This is a genomic window from Pantoea sp. Mb-10 (assembly GCF_021272205.1).
In the GTDB taxonomy this organism is placed as follows: domain Bacteria; phylum Pseudomonadota; class Gammaproteobacteria; order Enterobacterales; family Enterobacteriaceae; genus Pantoea.
In genome coordinates this window covers 95,536-120,487 of the sequence record NZ_JAJSDX010000003.1, presented here as the reverse complement: position 1 = coordinate 120,487, position 24,952 = coordinate 95,536, and the positions used below count along the sequence as shown (strand labels likewise).

General features: G+C 57.1%; 18 protein-coding genes. 13 read left to right on the top strand and 5 right to left on the bottom strand.

Features of this window, described 5'->3' with window-relative positions:
- Positions 1–8: 8 nt before the first annotated feature.
- The 4 genes from LU196_RS06625 to mutH all read right to left on the bottom strand — a co-directional run bounded on the left by LU196_RS06625 (position 9) and on the right by mutH (position 3,028).
- A complete protein-coding gene (locus LU196_RS06625) occupies positions 9–1,049 on the bottom strand; it encodes an NADP(H)-dependent aldo-keto reductase (RefSeq protein WP_232758727.1) in 1,041 nt (346 codons plus the stop codon).
- Between the two features lie 140 nt (positions 1,050–1,189).
- Positions 1,190–1,408, bottom strand: a complete 219-nt coding sequence (locus LU196_RS06620) for a YgdI/YgdR family lipoprotein (protein ID WP_232758728.1) — start codon at positions 1,406–1,408, stop codon at positions 1,190–1,192.
- Positions 1,409–1,524: 116 nt separating this feature from the next.
- Complete coding sequence (locus LU196_RS06615; RefSeq protein ID WP_232758730.1) at positions 1,525–2,238, bottom strand: TerC family protein; 714 nt, start codon at positions 2,236–2,238, stop codon at positions 1,525–1,527.
- A gap of 103 nt (positions 2,239–2,341) precedes the next feature.
- Positions 2,342–3,028, bottom strand: a complete 687-nt coding sequence (gene mutH / locus LU196_RS06610; protein WP_232758732.1) for a DNA mismatch repair endonuclease MutH — start codon at positions 3,026–3,028, stop codon at positions 2,342–2,344.
- Between the two features lie 683 nt (positions 3,029–3,711).
- Between mutH and rppH the strand changes: the two genes are divergently transcribed.
- From rppH to recD, 12 genes are all read left to right on the top strand, one after another.
- The gene (gene rppH / locus LU196_RS06605) at positions 3,712–4,242 is read left to right on the top strand and encodes an RNA pyrophosphohydrolase (protein ID WP_232758733.1); all 531 of its coding nucleotides are present in this window, start codon (positions 3,712–3,714) and stop codon (positions 4,240–4,242) included.
- 12 nt (positions 4,243–4,254) lie between these two features.
- Complete coding sequence (gene ptsP, locus LU196_RS06600; protein ID WP_232758735.1) at positions 4,255–6,501, top strand: phosphoenolpyruvate--protein phosphotransferase; 2,247 nt, start codon at positions 4,255–4,257, stop codon at positions 6,499–6,501.
- 115 nt (positions 6,502–6,616) lie between these two features.
- Positions 6,617–7,495, top strand: coding sequence for a prolipoprotein diacylglyceryl transferase (gene lgt / locus LU196_RS06595; RefSeq protein ID WP_232758913.1), 879 nt, complete (start codon positions 6,617–6,619; stop codon positions 7,493–7,495).
- Positions 7,492–8,286 carry a thymidylate synthase gene (gene thyA / locus LU196_RS06590; protein WP_232758737.1) on the top strand — a complete coding sequence of 265 codons (795 nt, stop codon included), beginning with the start codon at positions 7,492–7,494 and terminating at the stop codon, positions 8,284–8,286. The genes lgt and thyA overlap by 4 nt, the downstream gene beginning before the upstream one ends.
- 203 nt (positions 8,287–8,489) lie before the next feature.
- Complete coding sequence (locus LU196_RS06585) at positions 8,490–8,960, top strand: prepilin-type N-terminal cleavage/methylation domain-containing protein (protein WP_232758739.1); 471 nt, start codon at positions 8,490–8,492, stop codon at positions 8,958–8,960.
- Complete coding sequence (locus tag LU196_RS06580) at positions 8,951–9,490, top strand: prepilin peptidase-dependent protein (RefSeq protein ID WP_232758741.1); 540 nt, start codon at positions 8,951–8,953, stop codon at positions 9,488–9,490. Before LU196_RS06585 ends, LU196_RS06580 begins: the two co-directional genes overlap by 10 nt.
- Positions 9,487–9,915 carry a DUF2509 family protein gene (locus LU196_RS06575; RefSeq protein WP_232758743.1) on the top strand — a complete coding sequence of 143 codons (429 nt, stop codon included), beginning with the start codon at positions 9,487–9,489 and terminating at the stop codon, positions 9,913–9,915. Before LU196_RS06580 ends, LU196_RS06575 begins: the two co-directional genes overlap by 4 nt.
- A complete protein-coding gene (locus LU196_RS06570; protein WP_232758744.1) occupies positions 9,896–10,189 on the top strand; it encodes a prepilin-type N-terminal cleavage/methylation domain-containing protein in 294 nt (97 codons plus the stop codon). The genes LU196_RS06575 and LU196_RS06570 overlap by 20 nt, the downstream gene beginning before the upstream one ends.
- Positions 10,190–10,270: 81 nt before the next feature.
- Positions 10,271–13,651 (top strand): exodeoxyribonuclease V subunit gamma, encoded by a 3,381-nt coding sequence (gene recC / locus LU196_RS06565; RefSeq protein ID WP_232758745.1) that lies wholly within the window; start codon positions 10,271–10,273, stop codon positions 13,649–13,651.
- Positions 13,652–13,751: 100 nt separating this feature from the next.
- Positions 13,752–16,649, top strand: coding sequence for a pitrilysin (gene ptrA / locus LU196_RS06560; protein ID WP_232758746.1), 2,898 nt, complete (start codon positions 13,752–13,754; stop codon positions 16,647–16,649).
- Positions 16,646–20,185 carry an exodeoxyribonuclease V subunit beta gene (gene recB, locus LU196_RS06555; RefSeq protein WP_232758747.1) on the top strand — a complete coding sequence of 1,180 codons (3,540 nt, stop codon included), beginning with the start codon at positions 16,646–16,648 and terminating at the stop codon, positions 20,183–20,185. The genes ptrA and recB overlap by 4 nt, the downstream gene beginning before the upstream one ends.
- The gene (recD, locus tag LU196_RS06550; RefSeq protein WP_232758748.1) at positions 20,182–22,020 is read left to right on the top strand and encodes an exodeoxyribonuclease V subunit alpha; all 1,839 of its coding nucleotides are present in this window, start codon (positions 20,182–20,184) and stop codon (positions 22,018–22,020) included. Before recB ends, recD begins: the two co-directional genes overlap by 4 nt.
- Positions 22,021–22,079: 59 nt before the next feature.
- Here the strand turns inward: recD and argA are convergent, their stop codons facing one another.
- On the bottom strand, positions 22,080–23,408 hold the full coding sequence (gene argA / locus LU196_RS06545; protein WP_232758749.1) for an amino-acid N-acetyltransferase: 1,329 nt from the start codon (positions 23,406–23,408) through the stop codon (positions 22,080–22,082).
- A gap of 232 nt (positions 23,409–23,640) precedes the next feature.
- Between argA and amiC the strand changes: the two genes are divergently transcribed.
- Complete coding sequence (amiC, locus tag LU196_RS06540) at positions 23,641–24,879, top strand: N-acetylmuramoyl-L-alanine amidase AmiC (RefSeq protein ID WP_232758750.1); 1,239 nt, start codon at positions 23,641–23,643, stop codon at positions 24,877–24,879.
- Positions 24,880–24,952 lie beyond the last annotated feature (73 nt).

Sequence of the window (24,952 nt, the reverse complement as noted above, 5' to 3'; positions counted from 1 at the left end):
TGTCATGGTTACGGTGCCGGATAGGTGTACTGGCGGTGGATCGCTTCCAGTGCTTCAAGCACTTCAGCGTTCAGCGTGAGGTTAAAGCTCTCCACGTTAATTTTCAGCTGCTCCAGCGTGGTGGCGCCCAATAGCGTGCTGGCCACAAAAGGCTGCTGGCGCACATAGGCCAGCGCCATCTGTGACGGATCCAGACCGTGCTGATTGGCCAGCGCCACATAGGCGGCGATCGCCTGCTGTGACTGTTCGCCGCTGTAGCGCGTGAAGCGGCTGAACAGCGTGTTGCGCGCGCCGGCTGGCTGCGCGCCGTTGAGGTATTTGCCGCTCAGCGTACCAAACGCGAGGCTGGAGTATGCCAGCAGCTCTACGCCTTCGTGCTGGCTGATCTCAGCTAAGCCCACTTCAAAGCTGCGGTTCAGCAGGCTGTAGGGGTTTTGAATCGTTACGATGCGTGGCAGCTCGTGCTTTTCTGCCAGCTGCAAATAGCGCATCACGCCCCAGGCCGTTTCGTTCGAGACGCCAATGTAGCGGATTTTCCCGGCGCGTACCTGTTCGGTCAGGGCTTCCAGCGTCTCCAGCAGCGTGACGCTTGCATTGGCATCGGTGTACTGATAACCGAGCTTACCGAAGTAATTGGTTTGGCGCTGCGGCCAATGCAGCTGATAAAGGTCGAGGTAGTCGGTGTTAAGGCGCTTGAGACTGGCGTCCAGCGCTTCACGGATGTTTTTGCGATCCAGTGCCTGGTGAGGGCGAATCGATGCGTCCGAGCCGCGCACGGGCCCGGCAATTTTGCTTGCCAGGATAATTTTGTCGCGACTGCCGCGCTTTTTCAGCCAGCTGCCAATGTACTGTTCGGTTAACCCCTGGGTTTCCGGGCGCGGCGGCACGGGATACATTTCTGCGGTATCAATCAGGTTGATGCCGCTGCTTACCGCGTAATCAAGCTGTGCATGCGCGTCGGCTTCGCTATTCTGCTCACCAAACGTCATTGTTCCTAACCCCAGCTGGCTGACTTCCAGCGTGCTGTGGGGGATACGGTGATAATGCATTGCCGGCTTCCTTTTTATTATGAAAAAGAATGGTGTGTCATGCAGGACTATAGCCTGTGAAGCAGCGCGGACGAAAGGGGAAAGCGTGGAGGAAATCGCCTGCACGCGGGAAAAATGGCGCAGGCAAGGTATTTCGGCACTTAACGTTCAATGATGGTTGAGACCTCGTCACCGTTAATCTGCATAACGTGGCCTTGCTCATCGGTATATTCTACCAGGCCGGTCTCTTTATCGATGGTGGGCTTGCCCTCGCTCATGATCATGCGTCCATCTTTGGTCGCCATGACATAATCGCTGCTACACCCACTCATTAACAGCGCTGTCAGTATGACACCTGCTACACCCACTAACCCCTTCATGCTTGAGCTCCCTCGTCGCGACATCATCAGCAAAAGTGTAGTAATAAATCGTTTTGCCGCGAGGGGTAATCGCATGATTCCGAAAATCAGTGGGCGAGCACGTGCCGCCCTTGACATTACGAGGCCGCGTTTTTCTTGCCGCGCATCAGGTTGAGGCACTCCACTGCCATTGAGAAGAACATGGCAAAATAAATGTAACCTTTTGGTACATGCACCCCGAAACTTTCCAAAATGAGCGTGAATCCCACCAAAATTAAAAATGCCAGTGCCAGCATTTTGACCGAGGGATGGCGATCAACAAATTCGCCAATGACCCGAGCGGCAAACATCATCATGAGCACTGCGATGACCACCGCCGCCATCATGATAAACAGGTGATCCGATAGGCCCACCGCCGTAATCACGGAGTCGAGACTGAAAATAATATCGAGCAGCATGATCTGGACGATGGCCCCGAAGAAAGAGTGCACGTTGGTTTTGTGCTCCTCTTCGCCGCCCTCTATCGTTTCATGAATCTCCATGCTGGATTTCCACAGCAGGAACAGCCCGCCAAACAGCAAAATCAAGTCGCGCACCGAAAACGCGTGGTCCATGAGGGAAAACAGCGGATTGGTCAGGCGTACCACCCAGGCAATAGAGGCCAGCAGGGCGAGACGCATCAGCATGGCACCCATCAGGCCAATACGGCGTGCGCTGCTTTGCTGATGTTTAGGCAGCTTGGCCACCACCAGCGACAGGAAGATAATATTATCAATGCCCAGAACCACTTCCAGAATGGTCAACGTTCCCAGTGCCAGCCAGGCGTTGGGATCTGCAATCCAGTCAAACATGTGAGAGTTCATTCCTAAACGAAAGTTAAACGGCGATTATACACGTCGCGCAGCAACTTGCAGCGGTGCGCTGCGCGTGAAGCGGTGTGGCAAAGCGGGTGTGTTAGAGAAGAAAGTGGCGCGCTAGCAGGGGACCAGTAAAGGTTTTCTTGAGATAAAAGCCGCGCGGTAAGGTCAGAATGGGTTCACCCTGCTCGCCAATAGCTTCGGTGAGCGCCTTGCTGTTCGCTGCTTTAGGACGAAGCTGCAGCCAGGTGCCGTGCCGCGCGGTGATGCGCTCGACTTTTCCCAACACAATCATGTCCATCAGCTCTTCCCAATCTTCGCGCAGCTGTTGCTCCTCTTCCTGGCTGGGCTGCCACAGCAGCGGCGAGCCCACACGGCGCTCGGCCAGCGGCAATGCGCGATCGCCCTCTACGGGAATCCACAATACGCGCGCCAGCTTGTGTCGCACATGGCTGGTTTCCCATGTGACACCGCTGTTGCCCGTTAACGGCGCCACGCACACAAATGTGGTTTCCAGCGGTTTACCTTGGGCATCCACCGGTATGGTCTTTAACTCAATGCCGAGATGCGCGAAATCCTGCTCGGCCTTGCTGCCTGCACTGGCACCCAAGTGCAGTTCCAGTAGCGTGCCCACCCACCCTTTATCGCGTTTGAGATCGGCGGGAACCGGCAGGCCCAACTGCATAGCCAGGGCAGATAACGTCTGGCCAGCTAACTGATGGGCGCGCTGCAACAGTTCTTCCTCATGATGCGGCGCGGTGGGCAGGGAAGGTGAGCTATTCATGGTGATACTGGCCTGGTTAAATATCATACAGCGTGGTGATGGGACAGTTTTCCACACTGAGCCTACAAGAATGAAGCTGATAATAGCATGATTCGGCATGCTTTTTTTGGGGAATTGTCTGCAAGGCAGATGCAGTAAGGCGGGGTTATCCCAGCTTGTCATCGACAATGAACAGGATCTTACACGCAGTTATCCACAGAAAGGTGGGATAACCGCACACAGAAGTGACCCCTGTTTCCATTTACAGCCTTGACTTTATCGACCTGCGCGCTTTTTTTCCTTTTTTTGACCAGGTTTAGGACATTCTCTGTGGATAAATACGACGCTGGTTACTATTTAGCCGCTTGCGTAGGGCAAGCGGCTGTTCGCAGAAGGTGTGAGTAAAAATGGTGATGAGATTTTTATTTATTTATATGACAAATAATGGTTTTTTTTGTGTCATGATAGTTCTCAATGAGAATTTTCCGAAGCGGTTATTCAATGCATTCCCGTGTTCTACACATAGCTATCCACAGAAAAGGTGAATAAGATCGACCTTAAAAGCCTTGGGCTGTTTATAAGTTGGCAACATTCTGTGAGTTATCCCACTGTTAATAGGCTAACTCCCCTGATATCCAGTGGTTTACCGTCTGTAAGGAGTGTGAAACAATCAAGCCATTCAAATTTAGCTTTGAGGTAGTCCAGTGATCGATGATGATGGCTACCGCCCAAATGTGGGTATCGTAATCTGTAACAGGCAGGGACAAGTGTTATGGGCCAGGCGCTTTGGACAGCACTCCTGGCAATTTCCTCAAGGAGGCATCAATCCGGGTGAAACCGCTGAACAGGCCATGTACCGTGAGCTGTTTGAAGAAGTGGGTTTGCACCGCAAAGATGTTCGTATACTTGCTTCGACCCGTAACTGGTTACGTTACAAATTGCCAAAACGTTTGGTGCGTTGGGATACAAAGCCGGTGTGTATCGGCCAGAAACAGAAGTGGTTTCTTCTGCAATTGATGTGCAGTGATGCGGATATCAACGTGCAACACAGCAGCACGCCGGAGTTCGATGGCTGGCGCTGGGTCAGCTTTTGGTATCCGGTACGTCAAGTGGTCTCGTTCAAGCGTGATGTTTATCGTCGCGTCATGAAGGAGTTTGCTGGCGTGGTAATGTCTATGCAGGAGAGTGCGGGGCAGCGCAATAATCACGCCGCCCATCGACGTAAAAGAGGATAGGCCACGCCCTTTATGCTCACTCAGTTGCGCGAAATTGTAGAGAAAGTGGCGAGCGCACCGCGCCTGAATGAAGCGCTCGACATTCTGGTGAATGAAATCTGCCTGGCGATGGAAACGGAGGTCTGCTCGGTTTATCTGGCCGATCACGACCGCCGTTGCTATTACCTGATGGCCACGCGCGGGTTAAAAAAACCGCGCGGTCGCACCGTCACACTGGCATTCGATCAGGGCATCGTGGGATTAGTAGGCCGCCTTGCTGAGCCTATCAACCTGGCCGATGCGCAGAGCCATCCCAGCTTCAAATATATTCCTGCCGTTAAAGAAGAGCGCTATCGCTCCTTCCTCGGTGTTCCGATCATCAGCCGTCGCCAGCTGCTGGGCGTGCTGGTGGTGCAACAGCGGGAACATCGTCAATTCGACGAGAGCGAAGAGTCTTTTCTGGTCACGCTTGCCACGCAGATGGCGGGATTGCTGTCGCAGTCCCAGCTGGGTCAGTTGTTTGGCCAGTTTCGTCAAACGCGCGTTAAAGCGATCGCGGCTGCGCCAGGCGTGGCCGTGGCGCCCGGCTGGGTCGATCAAATTCAGCCACAGCTTGATCAGGTTACCGCAGCCTCCACGCTGGATGTGCAGCGCGAGCGCGAGCGCCTGAGCCTGGCGATGAGTGAAGCGGCAAATGAATTTCGCCGCTTTAGCAAGCGCTTTGCGGCCAGCGTGCAAAAAGAGAGTGCGGCAATTTTCGATCTCTACTCGCATTTGCTTACCGATGCGCGGCTCAAAAAAGATCTCTTTGCGGAGATCGACCGCGGATCGGTGGCGGAATGGGCAGTTAAGACGGTCATTGAAAAGTTCGCTGAACAGTTTGCCAATTTGCAGGATCAGTACCTGCGCGAGCGCGCGGGCGATCTCCGTGTGCTGGGGCAGCGCCTGCTGTTTCACCTCGACGATACGCTGGTGGGCACCAATGCCTGGCCCGAGCGCTTTGTGCTGGTGGCCGATGAACTTACCGCGACCTCGCTGGCGGAAGTGCCGCAGGAGCGCTTAGCCGGCATCGTGGTCCGCGACGGTGCCGCCAACTCGCACGCCGCCATTCTGACGCGCGCCATGGGGATCCCCACCGTCATGGGCGCCGATATTTTACCGGCGCAGCTCAATAAACGTTTGCTGATTGTCGATGGCTATCGCGGCGAAGTATTAATCGATCCCGAACCGGTTTTAGTTCAAGAGTACCAGCGTCTTATCAGTGAAGAGAATGCACTGAGCAAAATGGCCGAAGGCGTGGTCGAGCAGCCTGGGGAACTGAAAAGCGGCCAGCGTGTGCAGGTGATGTTGAATGCAGGCTTAAGCCCCGAGCATGAGCAGGCGCTGGACAGCTGGGTGGACGGCATCGGCCTTTATCGCACCGAAATTCCTTTCATGCTGCAAAACGGCTTTCCTTCTGAGGAAGAGCAGGTTGCGCAGTACCAGGGCATGCTACAGCTGTTCTATAACAAGCCGGTGACGCTGCGCACGCTGGACATCGGTGCCGACAAGCAGCTGCCGTATATGCCCATCAGTGAAGAAAACCCGTGTCTGGGCTGGCGCGGCATCCGCCTTACGCTCGATCAGCCAGAAATTTTTCTTGTGCAGGTGCGCGCCATGCTGCGTGCGAATGCCGCCTCCGGCAACCTCAGTATTCTGCTGCCCATGATCAGCCATATCGATGAGATCGACGACGCGCGTCGCCTGATCGATCGTGCCGGACGGGAGGTGGAAGACATGCTCGGCTATGCCATCCCGCAGCCACGCATTGGTGTGATGATTGAAGTGCCGTCCATGCTGTTTATGATCCCGCATCTGGCCGCACGCGTTGACTTTATTTCGGTCGGCACCAATGACTTAACCCAATATCTGCTGGCGGTCGATCGCAATAACACGCGCGTGGCAAATCTTTACGATCCGCTCCATCCCGCCATGCTGCGCGCGCTGCAAAGCATTGCTCTCGAAGCCCGTAAGGCCAATCTTGAGCTGTGCCTGTGTGGTGAAATGGCGGGCGATCCAATGTGTGTCGCGCTGCTGGTGGGACTGGGCTACCATCACCTCAGCATGAATGGCAAGAACATACCGCGCGTCAAATATCTGTTGCGTCACTTGGATTACGAAGAAGCGCAAAAGCTGAGTGACGAAGCCGTCGAGGCACACACCGCGTCGGAAGTGCGGCATCGGATCTCCGCATTTATGGAGCGCCGTGGCTTGGGCGGATTGATTCGCGGCGGGCGTTAACTGTTTACATTTCTGCGGAAATTGTACAAAGCGGCTGTGCTATCATGCGCAGCCTTTTATTATATCGACCCCTTAAGTCAGACCCGTTTCAGGGCAGAAAAAACGATGGTGAATGATGACTAACGGCTACATTTCGTTTCCCCAATTCGATCCGGTGATTTTCTCTATCGGACCGGTTTCACTTCACTGGTACGGCTTGATGTATCTGGTGGGTTTTGTCTTCGCGATGTGGCTCGCAGTTCGCCGTGCCAATAAACCGGGCAGCGGCTGGAAAAAAGAGGAAGTTGAAAACTTGCTTTACGCCGGCTTCCTGGGCGTATTTTTGGGCGGGCGTATTGGCTATGTATTGTTCTATAACCTGCCACTGTTCCTTGAGAATCCGCTGTATCTGTTTAAAGTGTGGGACGGGGGCATGTCCTTCCACGGCGGCCTGATTGGCGTGATCGTGGTGATGCTGATTTTTGCGCGCCGTACCAAGCGTCATTTCTTCCAGGTGGCGGACTTCATTGCGCCGCTGATTCCTTTCGGGTTGGGGGCGGGTCGCTTAGGTAACTTTATTAATGGCGAGCTGTGGGGCCGCGTAGCACCTGATTTTAAATACGCCATGCTGTTCCCGGGCTCGCGCAGTGAAGATATTGCGCTGGCTGCTAACAATCCACAGTACCAGTCGCTGTTAAATACCTATGGCGTGCTGCCGCGTCATCCCTCGCAGCTTTACGAGCTGGCGCTGGAAGGTGTGGTGCTGTTTATCATTCTTAATTTATTCATCCGTAAGCCTCGCCCGATGGGCAGTGTTTCAGGCTTGTTCCTGATTGGCTACGGTGCATTTCGTATTATCGTTGAGTTTTTCCGCCAGCCAGATGCGCAGCTCGGCCTGTTTGAAGGCGGCATTAGCATGGGGCAAATTCTTTCAATTCCCATGATTCTGGCAGGCATTATTATGATGGTTTGGGCATATCGTCGCCCGCAGCAACACACACGAGAGGTAAAATGAAACAGTATCTGGACCTGATGCAACACGTGCTAAATGAGGGCGCCGAAAAGGCCGATCGTACCGGCACCGGCACGCGCTCTATTTTTGGCCACCAGATGCGTTTTAATTTGCAGGAAGGGTTTCCGCTGGTCACCACCAAAAAAGTGCATCTGCGCTCGATTATTCATGAACTGCTGTGGTTCCTGAAGGGCGAGACCAATATTGGCTACCTCAAAGAGAATAACGTCACCATCTGGGACGAGTGGGCAAGCGAGACCGGCGATCTTGGGCCGGTGTACGGTAAACAGTGGCGCAGCTGGGGCACCGCTTCTGGCGAAGAGATCGACCAAATCACGAAAGTGATTGAGCAGCTGAAGCGCGATCCCGACTCGCGCCGCATTATCGTCTCTGCGTGGAACGTGGGCGAGCTGGATCAGATGGCGCTGGCGCCGTGCCACGCGTTTTTCCAGTTCTACGTCGCCAACGGCAAACTCTCTTGTCAGCTGTACCAGCGCTCCTGCGATATCTTCCTTGGCTTGCCGTTTAACATCGCCAGCTATGCGCTGCTGGTACATATGGTGGCGCAGCAGTGCGATTTAGCGGTCGGCGATTTCGTCTGGACCGGCGGCGATACGCACCTCTACAGCAATCACCTGGAGCAGGCGCGACTGCAGCTGACGCGTGAGCCTCGTCCACTGCCAAAGCTGGTGATCAAGCGTAAACCCGCGTCGATTTTTGACTATCACTTCGATGATTTTGTGGTTGAGGGATACGATCCGCATCCCGCTATCAAGGCCCCGGTAGCGGTCTAGCGTTCACAGCGCTATGCGCACGCAGCCCTGCCGTATGGCAGGGTTTTTTTTACCCTGAAAGCGTATTATCGCCTGTTATTTTTGAAGCCATCGCACACCCCAACTGCATCTCGCGTAAACGCCCTGCATTGTCTGTAAGCCTCATTCCCTATTCGCAGCTACGCGCTTGTGGGCCCACGCCATAACGCGCAAAGTCATGCGCCATGAACAAGCATCCTTTTACGGGTTTCACCCTGCCTGAGCTGATGCTGGTAATGGCGATTGCCGGAATCATCAGTTTAGGGGGCTTTCAGGGCTGGCAGCGTTGGCAACAGCAGCAACAGCTGCGCGATAGCGCCCGCCAGCTGCAAGGCTTTTTGTTGCGTGTGCGCGCGTACGCTAACTGGCATAACCGTGAGGTCAATCTGTGGTTAATGCCAGGCAAGCCGGGCTGTCTTGGCGCAGGAAAAGCACCGGACATGCGCTGTCAGCCGCCATCGCGCTGGGTGTATACGCCGCCTTATCCCGGCGTGCGGATTCAAAGCCTGATAGGCGAGCCGGGATTTTACGGTCGGCGTGACGTGGCCCGCCCGGGCAGCATCGACATTGAAAGCGAGGCCGGGCGCTGGCGGGTCATCATCTCTTCACGTGCGCGCATCCGTTTATGTCGCCCAGAGGATAAAAAATGCACCTAGATCAGCGCGGCTTTAGCCTGCTTGAAATGCTGCTGGCGATGGCTGTCGGCGCGGTGCTGATGGTGAGCGTGGGGCGTTTTTTGCCACTGCTGCTGGATCACACTCTGCGCCTTCAGCAGCGTGTCCAGCTGCAACAGGAACTGCAGCAACTCGCCCATACGCTGCAAAAAGCGCTTCAGCGTGCAGGCTATTGTCGCGGCACGTGCAGTGGCCCGGCGCTACAGCTCGCCTCTGGCGGTGCGTGTGTGCTGCTGCGCTGGGATGAAAACAGCAATGGCCGTTGGGAAGGCGTTGCTCACAGCGAGAGCGAATGGTATGGCTATCGCCTGCGAGAAGGGCAAATTGAAATGCAGCGCGGGGTAGAGAACTGCGCTGGCGGCGGGTGGGAGCGGCTCACTGATGGTGCGTTTCTTACCGTGGAGACCTTTCGCGTCGTGCGGCAGGGAACGCGTCTGATGGTGTACCTTGCCGCGTCGGCAGGACGTCAGCGGGTTGCGCTTGAGCACTGGGTTCAGGGCATGAATCTGTGAAACAGCAAGGAAACAGTCCTCTGAGCATGGTGCTGTTGCTGATGCTGCTGGGCGGCATCACGCTGCACGCCATGCGCACGCAGCTCTCGCAGAACCTGCAAACCGTGGGGGATGAGCAGCACTATCACAAAGATTATTGGCAAGCGCATTCGGCGCTGGAATGGGGGCGGACACAGCGCTGGCCAAAAGCAGAGGGCTGGCAGTGTCAGTCATGGCCGGCAGAACAGTGGCAAAGCTGCTTGCTGCGCACGGAGGATAATTATGGGTTGCTCTCTGGACGCGGTGAAGATCGCGCGCTCTCGCTGTGGCGCTGGGTCTCCCTGGAAACGGAGGTCCCACAAGCCGCCGCGCATGGATGGATCGACTTCTGCCCGCTGGCAACGCCCGCGGCGTGCATGCCGCAAAATGGCGATACAGGGCTTTAGTCTGACGGAAACGCTGGTTGCGATGCTGCTGTTGGCGCTTACCATCACCGCTCTGCTGCACTATCATCGCGCGCTGGCGCAGGGGTTCAGCCAGCAATGGCTCCAGCGTCAGGCTTGGCAGGCGGCTGCGCAAGCCATGCAAGGACGTGACGTTGCAGGGTGGCGCACGCAGCGTCATCAGCAGGCTGTTTCAGCAAGTTGCACGCTGGAACGTGTGACCGTTACGGGTGCACAACAGCGGACCGCCACGTTAGCCCAGCTTAAATGCCGGTAACCTGCGCGCAGCGCGGTAGGCATTGCATACGATACAAGGTAGAGTGACCAGGCTGCGCTGTCTTTGCTTCTGAGGAGAATTATGTTCCGGGTTTACCACTCCAATCAGCTTGATCTTTTGAAAAATCTTGCCGGGATCCTGATTGAAAATCAGCCATTACAGGATCCCCTGGCGGCTGAACAGGTGCTGGTGCAAAGTCCCGGCATGGCGCAATGGCTGCAAATGGAGTTGGCAAACAGTTTTGGCATCGCCGCGAACATCGCGTTTCCCCTGCCTGCGACCTTTATCTGGAGCATGTTTGTGAAAGTGCTGCCCGGTATTCCTGAAGAAAGCGCGTTCAACAAAGCCAGCATGAGCTGGAAGCTGATGCATCGCTTGCCTGACTTGCTGGAACAAGACGCGTTTCAGCCGCTGCACCAATACCTCAATGACGATGAGGATAAACGCAAGCTGTACCAGCTTTGCGCCCGTATTGCCGACCTGTTTGACCAGTATCTGGTTTACCGTTCTGACTGGTTAAACCGCTGGGAACGTGGCGAACTTGTCGAAGGGCTGGGAGAGGTGCAAATTTGGCAAGCTGCGCTGTGGCGCGATTTAGTGAGCTTTACAGAGCAGCTTGGGCAGCCGATGTGGCACCGCGCTAACCTCTATGCTCGCTTTATTCAAACGCTTGAGCAGGCCACCTCACCGCCCGCTGGTTTGCCTCAGCGCGTTTTTATCTGCGGGATCTCTGCGCTGCCGCCGGTCTATCTGCAGGCGCTTGAAGCGCTTGGCCGCCATATCGATATTCACCTGCTGTTTACCAACCCATGCCGTCACTATTGGGGCGACATCCAGGACTACGCGTTTCTGGCGAAACTACAGAGTCGCCAGCGTCGTCGCCTTCACTCGGATGACGCACAGCCGCTGTTTCGCGATCCCGATGCGGCCACCACGCTATTCAATGAATTGGGTGAACAGCAGCTCACTAATCCGCTGCTGGCCTCATGGGGCAAGCTGGGACGCGACAATCTGTTCTTATTAAGCCAGATGGAGGCCGCTGCAAACGATGTCGATGCATTCGTCGATATGCCCGAGGATAACCTGCTGCATAGCCTGCAGGCCGATCTGCTCAACCTTGAGGACAGGGCGGTCATTGGCCTCACGGCAGATGAGTTAGGCAGCAGCCGTAGCAAGCGCCGACTTGACCCTGACGATCGCTCCGTGACGGTACAGGTGTGCCACAGCGCTCAGCGAGAAGTTGAGGTGCTTCAGGACCACTTGCTGGCGATGATGGAGGCCGATCCCTCGCTCAGGCCGCGCGATATCATTGTGATGGTGGCGGACATTGATAGCTACGCGCCCTTTATTCAGGCCGCGTTCGCGAGTGCGCCTGCCGACCGTTACCTGCCGTTTGCTATTTCAGATCGTCGCGCCAGCCAGGCGCATCCGGCGATTCAGGCGCTACTCTCCCTTCTGATGCTGCCTGAAAGCCGCTTCGCCTCGGAAGAAATCCTGGCGTTGCTCGAAGTGCCCGCGCTGGCACAGCGCTTTTCCGTGGATGAGAGTGGCTTGCGCCTGCTGCGACGTTGGGTAATGGAATCGGGCATACGCTGGGGGCTGGATGATGCCAGCGTCGAAGCGCTGGCGCTGCCGGTAACGGGCCAGCATACCTGGCGCTTTGGCCTGCAGCGCATGCTGCTGGGCTATGCGTTGGAGAGTCGCAATGGCGACTGGCAGGGCATTTTGCCCTACGACGAATCCAGTGGGCTGATCGCCGAGCTCGCGGGCCACTTAGCGAATCTGCTCGCGTGCCTCGATCTCTGGCGCGCGCGATTAAAAGAGGATCGCACGCTGGCAGAGTGGATGCCGCTGTGCCGCGAGCTGATCGATACCTTCTTTATTGCGGATGCCGAGAGCGAAGCCGCGCTGCTGCTGGTGGAAACCCAGTGGGCGCAGATCATTGAACAGGGGATGCAGGCCACCTATCAGCAGCCTATCCCGGTAACGTTGCTGCGTGATGAGCTGCGTTCACGCCTTGATCAACAGCGCATTAGCCAGCGATTCCTGGCTGGCCCCATCAACTTCTGTACGCTGATGCCTATGCGCTCCATCCCGTTTAAGGTCGTGTGCCTGCTGGGCATGAACGATGGCGTTTATCCGCGCACGCTGGCGCCGCTCGGCTTTGATTTAATGCAGCAGCAGACGCGCAAAGGCGACCGCAGCCGACGGGATGACGATCGCTACCTGTTTCTTGAGGCGCTCATCAGCGCCCAAGACCAGCTGTATATCAGCTATATAGGCCGCGCCATTCAGGATAACAGCGCGCGCTATCCTTCGGTACTGGTCACTGAGCTGCTGGATTACCTGAGTCAGAGTTTTTGCCTGCCCGGTGATGAGTCCGCCGAGCCTGACGTCAGTGAACAGCGCGTTCGCTCGCATCTGCAAACGCTGCACAGCCGTATGCCTTTCGCACCGGAAAATTTTCACCCCGGTTTCAGCGGACAAAGCTTTGCCGCTGAATGGCTGCCCGCCGCAACGGGCAGCGGCGTTGCGCAACCGGATTTCGTGCAGCCGTTACCGCAACACGTGCTGACGAGCCTGTCGCTAGAGCAGCTACTGCGCTTTTGGCGGCATCCGGTGCGCGCCTGGTTCCAGCAGCGGCTTGGCGTCTCATTCTGGATGGAAGAGAGCGAGCTACCCGATAGCGAACCTTTTGCGCCTGACAGCCTCGAGCGTTATCAAATCAATGCGGAATTGCTCAACGCGCTGGTCGAGGGCGCGGATCCGGCGCAGCTGTTTGCGCGTCACCGCGCCGCAGGTAACTTACCTTACGGTGCTTTTGGCGAACTCTTCTGGCAGCGCCAAACGGAAGAGATGCAGGAAGTGGCCGAGAACATTGCCGGTCAGCGATTGCCGGCCGAGAGCTGGGAGGTCGCGCTGCCTTTGGGTGAGGTTCTCTTGACCGGTTGGTTAACCCAGGTGCAAGCTGACGGCCTCCTGCGCTGGCGGCCAGGGGTTCTGAGCATGAACGATGGGCTGCTGCTGTGGCTTGAGCATCTGGTGTATTGCGCGCTAGGCGGTAAAGGGGATAGTCGGATGTACGGGCGTAAACAGAGCCACTGGGGTTTTAAGGCGATTAGCGCCGAGCACGCGCAGACGCTGCTTACCGAATATGTTACTGCTTACCAGGCCGGACTGTCTGAACCGCTCCTGCTGCTGAATAAAGCGGGCAGCGCCTGGCTGGATGCCAGCTTTGATGTGAAATCGCATCAGCTGTTAGAGGATGAGCAGACTCAGCAAAAAGCGCGCAATAAACTGCTCCAGGCATGGCAGGGCGGTTATCAGATTGAAGGCGAAGGCAGCGATCCCTATCTGCAACGTCTTTGCCGCACGCTCGACGACGCCGCTGTCGAGGCGATTATTGCCGCCGCGCGTCGCTGGTATTTACCGGTGCGCCTCGCGCATCAAGCTAACGAATAACGCACAGGGTTCACGGCTCATTGTCACCATTTTGCCTTGTTAGTATGGAGTATGTCGCCGTACACACAGCTGGCGATAATCAGTAATCAAAGGGGTTTACATGCGGATTCATGCACGCTGGGTAGGCGCGCTGCTATTAAGTATGCTGGCACTTGAGGCGACGGCTGCCGCCGATCGCGGCTGGCAACCGGTTAATGACAGCATTCGTAAGAGCGAACGCGATCCGCGCAGCTATCAGGCAATCACGCTGGATAACGGCATGACGGTGCTACTGGTTTCTGATCCTGATGCGCCGAAATCACTGGCGGCCCTGACGCTGCCCATTGGCTCACTTGACGACCCCAACGCGCAGCTTGGCTTAGCGCACTATACGGAGCACATGGTTTTGATGGGCTCGCAGCGTTATCCGCAGCCAGATAATTTGGCCGAATTTCTGAAAAAGCACGGTGGAAGCCATAATGCCAGCACGGCATCCTATCGCACCGCGTTTTATTTGGAAGTGGCGAATGACGCGCTACTGCCTGCGGTGGATCGCCTGGCGGATGCGATTGCGCATCCATTGCTGGATCCGGTGAATGCCGATCGCGAGCGTCACGCAGTCAATGCCGAGCTGACCATGGCGCGGTCGCGCGATGGCTTGCGCATGGCGCAGGTTGGCGCCGAGACGCTTAATCCGGCACACCCGGCTTCACGCTACTCAGGCGGTAACCTTGAAACGTTAAGCGACAAGCCCGAGAGCAATTTGCATCAGGCATTGGTGCAGTTCTATCAACGTCATTACTCCGCTAACCTCATGAAAGGCGTCATTTACAGCAACAAGTCGCTGCCTGAGATGGCTGGCATCGCCGCCCAGACGTTTGGACGTATTGCAAATCACCAAGCCAGCGTACCTGCTATCACCGTGCCGGTGGTGACTGACGCGCAAAAAGGCATCATCATCCACTACGTGCCTGCCCAGCCGCGCAAACAGCTAAAAATTGAGTTTCGCATCGCTAACAATAGCGATCGGTTCCGCAGCAAAACCGACACGCTCATCGGCTACATGCTAACCAATCGCAGTGAGAATACGCTGAATGATTGGCTGCAAAAGCAGGGACTGGCGGATGGCGTGAACGCGGGTGCCGATCCGTTCACTGAACGCAGCAGCGGCGTGTTCGCTATCACCGTGTCCCTGACGGATAAAGGGCTCGCGCAGCGTGATAAAGTGCTGGGTGCGGTATTCCGCTATCTAACCCTGTTGCGCGACAAGGGCATTGATAAAGCCTACTTTGACGAGGTTTCGCACGTACTGGCGCTGGATTTCCGCTATCCCTCTATCACCCGGGATATGGATTACATTGAGTGGCTAGCGGATACCATGCTGCGCGTGCCGCTGCAACATACGTTGGATGCGCCTTATCTTGCGGACGATTTCGATCCTGCCGCTATCAAGGCGCGTTTGAGTGATATGACGCCGCAAAACGCCCGAATTTGGTTTATCAGCCCCAATGAACCGCACAATAAGGAAGCGTATTTTGTCCAGGCCCCTTATCAAGTGGATAACATTACTCTTGCGCAATTTAGCGCCTGGCAGCAGCAGGGGGGAGATCTCCCGTTGGCATTGCCAACGCTCAATCCTTACATTCCTTCTGACTTTTCCCTCATCGACGCGCAGGGAAAAACCCTTTCCCATCCGATGGCGATTGGTGATGCCGCAAGTATGCGTATTTACTGGATGCCCAGCGCGGCGTTCGCCAAGGAACCCAAGGCGGCGATAACGCTGGCGCTGCGCAACCAACATGCCATCAGCGATGCGCGTCAGCAGGTGCTGTTTGGTTTAAATGATTATCTCTCAAGCCTGGCGCTTGATAAGTTAAATAATCAGGCGTCGGTGGCGGGAATCAGTTTCTCCATCGGAGAAAATGAGGGATTGGTCTTTAACGCCAGTGGCTTCACGCAGCGTCTGCCTGAACTGCTGCAAAAGCTGGTGGAAGGCTACGCGCGTTTCCAGCCCACGCCGCCGCAGCTTGAACAGGCAAAATCCTGGTATCTCGATCGCCTTGACGCCGCAGAGAGAGGCAAGGCGTTTGAGCAGGCCATTCAGCCAATGCAAATGCTTTCACAGCTGCCCTATACGCAACGCGATACGCGGCGAGACGTGGTCAAAACCATCACACTTGAGGAGGTCACCGCGTATCGTGATGCACTGATTCGTGAGGCGACACCGGAAATGATGGCGGTAGGCAACCTGTCCGCGGATCGCGTCAAACAGCTGGCGGTACAGTTGCGTCAGCAGCTCCAGAGTCGTGGGCAGACAGACTGGCACAGCGATTACGTCGCCATTGATAACGCCAGAAAAGTGAACTTGCAGACCGCAAGCAGCAGCACCGACTCCGCGCTGGCGACGCTCTACGTGCCGCTGGGATACGGCGAATACCAAAGCATGGCCAGCAGCACCTTACTGAGCCAGATTGTCCAACCGTGGTTCTACAACCAGTTGCGCACCGAAGAACAGCTTGGCTACGCCGTATTCTGCTATCAAATGCCCATTGGCCGTCAGTGGGGCATTGGATTCTTGCTGCAAAGCAACAGCAAATCGCCCGCTTACCTACTTGAGCGCTTCCGCGCCTTTTATCCGCAGGCAGAGCAGCGGCTGCGCCAGTTAAGTGACGAAGATTTCGCGCAGTATCAGCTGGCGTTGATAAACGATCTTAAACAGCGTCCGCAAACCCTCGAAGAAGAGGCGAATCGCTATGAGCGTGATTTCAACCGGCAGAACTTTGCGTTCGACACCCGAGAAAAAACCCTCGCCGCCATTGGCAAGCTCACGCCAACGAGTTTGGCAGACTTTTTCCACCAGGCGGTGCTGCAGCAGCAGGGAATGGCAATGCTTTCACAAATTGGCGGTAGCCAGTCATCGGCTCATACAGCCGACTATGCCAAGGTGACGGGCTTCACAACGTGGGATCGCGTCGATAAGCTACAGCAGTCGCTGGACGTAAAGCGTGATATGCCATGACGCAGCAGCCTGAAACGCTTAATCCGCTCACGCTGCCGCTGCGCGGTGAGCGCTTGATTGAGGCCTCAGCCGGTACGGGGAAAACCTTCACCATTGGCCTGCTTTATTTGCGACTATTGCTTGGGCTCGGCGGTGAGCATGCCTATTCGCGCCCGCTGTCGGTCGATGAAATTTTGGTGGTGACCTTTACCGAGGCCGCCACGGCCGAACTGCGTGGCCGCATTCGCGATAATATCCACGAGCTGCGTTTGGCCTGCATTCGCGGCGTAAGCAGCAACGCGATGTTGAATCAGCTGCTGGAGGAGATCGCCCAGCCAGCTGACGCGGCATCGCTGCTGCTGGCGGCCGAGCGGCAAATGGATGAGGCCGCGATTTTCACCATTCACGGTTTTTGTCAGCGCATGCTGAATTTTAATGCCTTTGAATCAGGCATGCTGTTTGAACAACAGTTGATTGAGGATGAGCATCCTCTGCTGCGGCGCGCCACCGCCGACTTTTGGCGACGTCACTGCTATCCGCTGACGCTGGATATCGCACGCGTGGTGGTCAATGAATGGAGCGGGCCAGATCAGCTGCTGACCACGCTGCGACCGTGGCTACAAGGGGAGTCTCCCGGCTTGCGCTTGCCGCCAGCCGATGATGAAACGCTGGCGACTCGCCATGCACGCAATCTGGCGCAAATCGAGAAAATTAAGGCGCAGTGGCGCACTGTGGGTGAGGAAGTACTCACATTAGTCAGCCAGTCTGACGTTGATAAGCGCAGCTACAGCAGCAAGCATTTGCCGGTATGGGTCAATAAAATCAGCGACTGGGCGCAAAGCGAAACCCGTGATTACACGGTGCCGGCTGAGCTGGCACGCTTTAGCCAACGGCTGCTGGAAGAAAAGACCAAAAAAGGCAGCGCACCGCGCCATGCGCTGTTTGACGCAATAGATGACTTTTTGGCACAACCGCTTTCGTTACGCGATCTGATGATTGCGCGCGCGCTGGTGGAAGTCCGCGCGGCGGTGCATAAAGAGAAGCGGCTGCAGGCGCTGCTCGGTTTTGACGATCTGCTGAGCCGCCTGGATGACGCCCTGCACCAGTCCGGCGGCGAACGGCTGGCAGAGGTTATTCGCCAGCGCTATCCGGTTGCCTTGATTGACGAGTTCCAGGACACCGATCCGCAGCAGTACCGTATCTTTCGCACCCTGTACCATCAGCAGCCCGATCGGGCGCTGTTGCTGATTGGCGATCCCAAACAGGCGATCTATGCGTTTCGCGGCGCCGACATTTTTACCTACATTCGCGCACGTAATGAAGTGAGTGCGCACTACACACTGGATACCAACTGGCGCTCCTCGCCTGAGATGGTTGAGGCCGTGAACCACCTGTTTTCACGGCTGCCATCGCCGTTTTTATTTGAGGATATTCCCTTTCTGCCCGTGCGGTTCGCGCCGCCTAATCAGTCGCTCTCACTGACGGTAGACGATCGCGTGCAGCCCGCGCTCCGACTCTGGTTACAACCTGGCGGAGGCTGCAGCGTCAGTGACTACCAACAGTACATGGCGCAGCAGTGCGCCCTCGACATTAGCCGCTGGCTGCAGGCGGGTCAGCAGGGGCGTGCGCTGTTGGGCAAGGCCGGCCTGCAGCGTGGGGTGCAGGCGTCGGACATGACGGTGTTGGTACGCAGCCGCAGTGAGGCTAACCACATCCGCGAAGCCTTAAAACAGCTCGGCATTCCCTCGGTGTACCTGTCCAATCGCGACAGCGTCTACACCACGCCGGAGGCGCGAGAGCTACTTTGGCTACTGCAAGCGGTATTGGCCCCCGAGCAGGAGCGGATGCTACGCACTGCGCTGGCGACCTCGCTGTTTGCGTTTGACGCCGCCCAGCTGGATGCACTCGATCACGATGCGCGCGCCTGGGACGAGCTGGTCGAGACCTTTGCCCGCTGGCAGCAGCTTTGGCATCAGCGCGGCGTCCTGCCCATGCTGCGGCAGCTTATGCTGGAGCGGCATCTGGCGGAAAACCTGCTGGCATCGGAAAACGGCGAACGTCGGTTGACCGATCTGCTGCACCTCGGCGAGTTGCTGCAGGAAGCGGCGGCGCAACTCGACAGTCCTCACGCGTTGGTGCGTTACCTGGCGCAGCAGATAGCCAGTCCGGATAACCAGTCTGCCAGCCAGCAACTGCGCCTTGAGAGCGATCGTCACTTGGTGCAGATCGTTACCATCCACAAGTCGAAAGGATTGCAGTATCCGCTGGTTTGGTTGCCTTTTGCCGCTGGTTTCCGCGAGGCGGATACGGCGCTTTATCACGATCGCGACAGCTTCAATCCGGTGCTCGACCTGCACAGCAACGAAGAGAGCTTGGCGCTGGCAGAAGAGGAGCGCCTGGCGGAAGATCTACGCTTGCTTTATGTCGCCCTGACGCGCTCCATCTTTCACTGTAGCGTTGGCGTCGCGCCACTGTTTCGCGGCACGCGCAAACGCGAGGGAGCAAGCGATCTGCACAAAAGCGCCTTGGGTTTCCTGCTGCAGCGGGGTGAAGCCGCCAGCGCAGAGCAGCTGGCCGTTTTGCTGGGTGAAATCGACCATGTGGGCACCGAGGTGGTGTTGGCCGAGGCGGGTGAAGCGACGCGCTGGCACGACGCACCGCTGCCTGAAGACACGCTGCGTGCACGTGCTGTCACCCGCACGCTAGTCGACCCGTGGCGCGTCACCAGCTATTCCGCGCTGCAACAGCACAGCAGCCATCGTCTGCTGGACGTGATGCCAGGCTTTGATATTGACGCGGCCGGGGAAGCGTCGTCGAGCGAGGAAGCGGAAGCGGCGCTGACGCCGCATCACTTTCCGCGCGGCGCCGCGCCGGGCACGTTCTTGCATACGCTATTTGAATCCCTTGATTTTCCGCACCCGCCGGATGAAGACACGCTCACGCGTCATCTTCAGCAAAGTGGCTATCCCCTGTTCTGGCAACCGATGCTCAGTGAGTGGATTACCCGCGTGGTAAACACGCCGCTAAACGCGCAGGGGCTGCGGCTTGCCAGCGTGAAGTCCAGCGACAGGCTGGTGGAAATGGGGTTTTACTTGCCGATTGACGGCCTGCTGACCGCGCAGGAACTGGATGCGCTGGTGCGCCAGGATCCGCTGTCTACCGCGGCGCCTCCACTGGACTTTCGTCAGGTGCAGGGCATGCTAAAAGGCTTTATTGATCTGGTGTTCCGCTGGCAGGGAAAATATTATCTGCTGGACTACAAATCCAACTGGCTGGGCGACACGCGTGAGGCCTACACGCCAGAGGCGATGGCGCAGGCGATGGTGGATCACCGCTATGACCTGCAGTACCAGCTGTATACGCTCGCGCTGCATCGCTATTTGCGTCACCGCCTGCCTGACTACGATTACGAGCGGCATTTCGGCGGGGTCTTTTATCTGTTCCTGCGCGGTATGGACGGCAGTTCGCCAGAGAATGGCGTGTTTCATACGCGTCCCCGGCATGATTTTGTCACACAATTGGATGGCCTGTTTCGCGGGCAAGGAGCTTCAGCATGAGCGGCATGACCGCGCTATTAGAGCAGGCGATAGCGCTGCGGGCCTTGCGCGCGCTGGACGTGCAGTTCGCCCAGCTATTGGCTGATGAGACACAACCGGCACGGCTGCTAGCCGCCGCCTGCCTGAGCGCAGAGGCGGGAGAAGGGCATGTTTGTCTGCCGCTCTCGCTGCTGCGGCGCGATACGCTGTTTAGTGGGCGTCACCCCGAGTTGGCGCAGGCCATCTGGCAGGCGGCAGGGGAGCCGGAGGACTGGCCTGCGCTGCTGGCGGGCTGGTCAGCGTTGAGCGAGAGCGATCGCGCCGCGCCGCTGGTATTGAACAACGATCGTCTCTATCTGCACCGCCTTTGGCACCATGAAGGACGGGTCGCGCAGTTTTTCCAGACCCGCGCCGCACCGCAGCAATTTGCCGCGGAGCAGATACGAGCGGTGCTAAACAGCTTGTTCGGCGAGCAGCCCGAGGATTGGCAGAAAATTGCGGCCGCCGTGGCGCTTACGCAAAAAACAGCGGTGATTTCCGGCGGGCCGGGCACGGGCAAAACCACCACAGTGGCGAAGCTGCTGGCCGCGCTGATTCATCTCAGTGAGGGCGCGTTGCGCATTCAGCTCGCCGCCCCTACAGGTAAAGCCGCCGCCCGCCTGACTGAATCTCTGGGGAATGCACTGCAGGCGCTGCCGGTCACGGAACAGGAGCGTCAGCGCTTTCCGGCCGAGGCGACCACCCTGCACAGATTATTGGGCGCGCAGCCCGAGTCACAGCGTTTACGCTATCACGCGGGCAATCCGCTGCATCTGGACGTGCTGGTAGTGGATGAAGCCTCCATGGTGGATTTGAGCATGATGGCGAATTTAATTGCCGCGTTACCGCCTCAGGCGCGGGTGATTTTTCTCGGCGATCGCGATCAGCTTGCCTCGGTTGAGGCCGGGGCGGTGCTGGGTGATATCTGTCGCTGCGCCGAGGCGGGCTACAGCCCGGTGCGCGCATTACAGCTCGCCACGCTCACCGGCTGCGCCCTCGAAGGCCGTGACGATGACGTTGCACCGGCGGTACGCGATGCCATCTGCCTGCTGCGCACAAGCTACCGCTTTGCAGCAGATTCCGGTATCGGCAAGCTGGCGGCCGCGGTGAACGGCGGTGAGATTGACGCCGTAGAGGCGGCGTTTGCCGCAGGCTTCAGCGATATTGCGCGGCGCCCGCTCAACAGCGGCGAGGCCTACCAAGCCATGCTGGCTGAGATCACCGAAGGCTACCGACCGTTTATTGAATTGGTACAGCAGCAGGCGACACCCGGCGCGATCTTGCAGGCATTCGCCCGCTATCAACTGCTGTGTGCGCTGCGGGAAGGGCCGTTTGGCGTGCAGGGATTGAATCAGCGCATTGAGCAAAAGCTGATGCAAATGCAGTGGCTGCGTCGGCCCAAAAACGGCAGCCGCTGGTATCCCGGACGCCCGGTCATGGTGACGCGCAATGACAGCACGCTGGGGTTATTTAACGGCGACATTGGCATTGCGCTCGAAGACCACGACGGCGTATTGAAGGTGTTCTTCCCGTTGCCCGATGGCACCATCAAAGCCGTGCAGCCCAGCCGTTTGCCCGTACACGATACGGCTTGGGCTATGACGGTGCATAAATCACAGGGTTCTGAGTTCGATCACACCGCACTGGTGATGCCTGCGCAGTTTGTCCCCGTGCTGACGCGTGAACTGATTTACACCGCCATCACGCGCGCGCGCAAGCAGCTCACGCTGTACAGTGAAGAAGGGGTGTTTCGCCGCGCCGTGCAATTGCAAACCCAGCGCCGCAGCGGCCTGCTACAGCGGCTGACGGAGAGCTGACCGCCGCACGTCACGAGGGAAAGAATAACAGGGCACGATTGCGCGCGTGCCCGTGGCGTTTAGCGTAGATCGGCCATCAGCACCTTTGAGCGGCGCTGGTAGTTGTACATCTGCTTTTTACTTTCAGGCAGCGACTCAATATCCACCGGGGTAAAACCGCGCTCCTGAAACCAGTGGATGCTGCGCGTGGTCAGGACAAACAGTTTTTTCAGCCCCATCTGACGCGCTTGCAGCGCCACTCGCTCCAGCAACAGCTCCCCGCGTGAAGAGCTGCGGTAATCAGGATGCACCGCCACGCAGGCCATTTCGCCAATCTGTTCGTCCGGGAAGGGATAGAGCGCAGCGCAGGCGATGGTCAGATTGTCGCGCTGGATAATGGTAAATTTATCAATCTCCATCTCCAGCTGCTCACGCGAGCGGCGCACTAAAATACCCTGCTGCTCAAGCGGCCTGATCAGCTCCAGAATACCGCCGATATCATTGATATTGGCGCGGCGAATCTGCTCCGCTGACTCCATCACGATCTGGGTACCGATACCGTCGCGCGAGAATAACTCCTGGAGCAGGGCACCATCTTCCTGATAGCTGATCAAGTGGCTGCGGCGCACGCCGCTGCGGCACGCTTTCACCGCGCCGCGCAGGAAGCGGACGGTACCGGAGAGGAAATCGCCGTCGCTTTCCATTTCGTCAATACGCGCCTGCGCATCATTGGGAAACAGCTCGGAGATGATCTCACCCGCGCGGTTGGTCACGCCCTGTTCAGAACAAAAACCGATCATTTTTTCGGCTTTCAATTTAATGGCTAACTGGGTAGCCACCTCTTCTGACGTGAGATTAAAGCTCTCGCCCGTGACCGAAACCGCGACCGGTCCCAGCAGCACGATGGCGTTATTATCCAGCTGGCGGTGAATGGCCTCTTCGTCGATACGACGAATGCGGCCGCTGTGGCAGTAGTCGACGCCATCATCCACGCCCAGCGGCTGGGCAATGATAAAGTTGCCGCTTACCACGTTAATGTGCGCGCCTTGCAGCGGCGTGTTGTTGAGGCTCATCGACAAACGCGCGGTGATGTCCAGCTGTAGACGACCCGCGGCCTGTTTCACCAACTCCAGCGACTGCGCGTCCGTGACGCGCGTGTGCTTGTGATAGATCGGCTCCAGCTGCTGCTGCGCCATGCTGGCGTCGATTTGTGGCCGCGCGCCGTACACCACCACCAGGCGAATGCCAAGGCTGTGCAACAGGCCAATATCGTTGACGATGTTAGAGAAGTTTTCATGCTCAATGGCTTCCCCGCCGAGCATAATGACAAACGTTTTATCGCGGTGGGCGTTGATATAGGGAACGGTGTGGCGAAAGCCCTGTACCAGTTCGGTGCTACGTTCCTTCACGGCAAACCCTCAGTGCATGTTTATTCGAAATTTTCGTATTTTTATTCTCTTTTTGTCGTTTTTGCAAGCCTGACCACTGACGATACTTTACGAATTTTCGGATGCATCTCACGCTAACAGACTGCATTATCTGGTTTTTCTCACAAGACAACCCCTCTCATTTTGCGTAAAGTTTTCATCCTCGATTGATCACTTGGCGATATTTTAGACACCACAGGGCAGTTGGAGCAGTATGTCTCAGGCTTTTACACGACGACGATTATTACAGGGCGCAGGCGCGCTATTTTTGCTCAGTGTCACGCGTACCGGCGCGGCTGCGGGCGCCGCGCACATCGTTGCCGTGCGTATTTGGCCCTCATCCACCTATTCCCGCGTGACGCTGGAGTCCAATGTCCCGCTGAAATATCGTCAATTTGCCTTGAGCCATCCAGACCGTCTGGTGATCGACATTGATAACCTGCATATCAATCCGGTATTGAAAGGGGTGGATAAGCAAGTGCGCGTTGACGATCCCTTTATTAAAACGGCGCGCGTGGGGCAGTTCGACGCCAATACGGTGCGCGTCGTGCTGGAACTCAAGCGCAACGTGGCGCCGAAAATCTTTACGCTGTCTCCGGTCGCCGGCATCAAACATCGCTTAGTGGTCGATCTCTATCCCCGCGAGGCGTCTGCGGAAGAGGATCCGCTGCTGGCGTTACTGCACGATTACAACCAAGGGGATCTGGAACGCGATCAGCCCGCGCAGGCGCCGCTGCCCGGTAAAGCGGGGCGGGATCGTCCTATTATTATCATGATCGATCCCGGTCACGGCGGTGAAGATCCGGGCGCGCACGGCAAATACAAAACGCGTGAGAAAGACATTGTGCTGAAGATTGGCCGCTATCTAAAAGCGCTGATCGAGAAAGAACACAACATGAAGGCGTACATGACGCGCAACGAAGATGTGTTTATTCCGCTGCGCGTGCGCGTAGCGAAGGCGCGCAAACAGCGGGCCGATCTGTTTGTCTCTATTCACGCTGATGCGTTTACCAGCCGTGCCGCGCGCGGTTCGTCGGTGTTTGCGCTCTCAACGCGCGGCGCCACCTCCGCCGCTGCGCGTTTTCTCGCGCAAACGCAGAACGAAGCCGATTTGATTGGCGGCGTCAGCATGAGCGGCGACCGCTATCTCGACCACACCATGTTCGACATGGTGCAGCGTCAAACCATCAGCGACAGCCTTAAGTTCGGCAAAGAGGTGTTAACGCGTCTGGGACGCATCAACCATTTGCACAAGCGCACGGTGGATCAGGCGGGTTTTGCCGTGCTAAAAGCGCCGGATATCCCGTCTATTTTGGTGGAAACCGCGTTTATCAGTAACGTTGAGGAAGAGCGTAAGCTACGCACGCCGCGCTACCAGCATCAAGTTGCGGAGGCGATCCTGCATGGCATTAAGGCCTATTTTGAGAAAGGGGCCGTGCTGGCGCATCGGTGAGAAGGGCGGCAGTATTGCCGCTTTTTTGCGAAGCTACAAACAAAAAAACACCCGTTAAGGTGTTTAATTGAAG

What these genes read in the sequence shown, in the direction of transcription:
- LU196_RS06625 (WP_232758727.1), bottom strand. Translation starts at nt 1,049, where the DNA reads ATGCATTATCACCGTATCCCCCACAGCACGCTGGAAGTCAGCCAGCTG.
- LU196_RS06620 (WP_232758728.1), bottom strand. Translation starts at nt 1,408, where the DNA reads ATGAAGGGGTTAGTGGGTGTAGCAGGTGTCATACTGACAGCGCTGTTA.
- LU196_RS06615 (WP_232758730.1), bottom strand. Translation starts at nt 2,238, where the DNA reads ATGTTTGACTGGATTGCAGATCCCAACGCCTGGCTGGCACTGGGAACG.
- mutH (WP_232758732.1), bottom strand. Translation starts at nt 3,028, where the DNA reads ATGAATAGCTCACCTTCCCTGCCCACCGCGCCGCATCATGAGGAAGAA.
- ptsP (WP_232758735.1), top strand. Translation starts at nt 4,255, where the DNA reads ATGCTCACTCAGTTGCGCGAAATTGTAGAGAAAGTGGCGAGCGCACCG.
- lgt (WP_232758913.1), top strand. Translation starts at nt 6,617, where the DNA reads ATGACTAACGGCTACATTTCGTTTCCCCAATTCGATCCGGTGATTTTC.
- thyA (WP_232758737.1), top strand. Translation starts at nt 7,492, where the DNA reads ATGAAACAGTATCTGGACCTGATGCAACACGTGCTAAATGAGGGCGCC.
- LU196_RS06585 (WP_232758739.1), top strand. Translation starts at nt 8,490, where the DNA reads ATGAACAAGCATCCTTTTACGGGTTTCACCCTGCCTGAGCTGATGCTG.
- LU196_RS06580 (WP_232758741.1), top strand. Translation starts at nt 8,951, where the DNA reads ATGCACCTAGATCAGCGCGGCTTTAGCCTGCTTGAAATGCTGCTGGCG.
- LU196_RS06570 (WP_232758744.1), top strand. Translation starts at nt 9,896, where the DNA reads ATGGCGATACAGGGCTTTAGTCTGACGGAAACGCTGGTTGCGATGCTG.
- recC (WP_232758745.1), top strand. Translation starts at nt 10,271, where the DNA reads ATGTTCCGGGTTTACCACTCCAATCAGCTTGATCTTTTGAAAAATCTT.
- ptrA (WP_232758746.1), top strand. Translation starts at nt 13,752, where the DNA reads ATGCGGATTCATGCACGCTGGGTAGGCGCGCTGCTATTAAGTATGCTG.
- recB (WP_232758747.1), top strand. Translation starts at nt 16,646, where the DNA reads ATGACGCAGCAGCCTGAAACGCTTAATCCGCTCACGCTGCCGCTGCGC.
- recD (WP_232758748.1), top strand. Translation starts at nt 20,182, where the DNA reads ATGAGCGGCATGACCGCGCTATTAGAGCAGGCGATAGCGCTGCGGGCC.
- amiC (WP_232758750.1), top strand. Translation starts at nt 23,641, where the DNA reads ATGTCTCAGGCTTTTACACGACGACGATTATTACAGGGCGCAGGCGCG.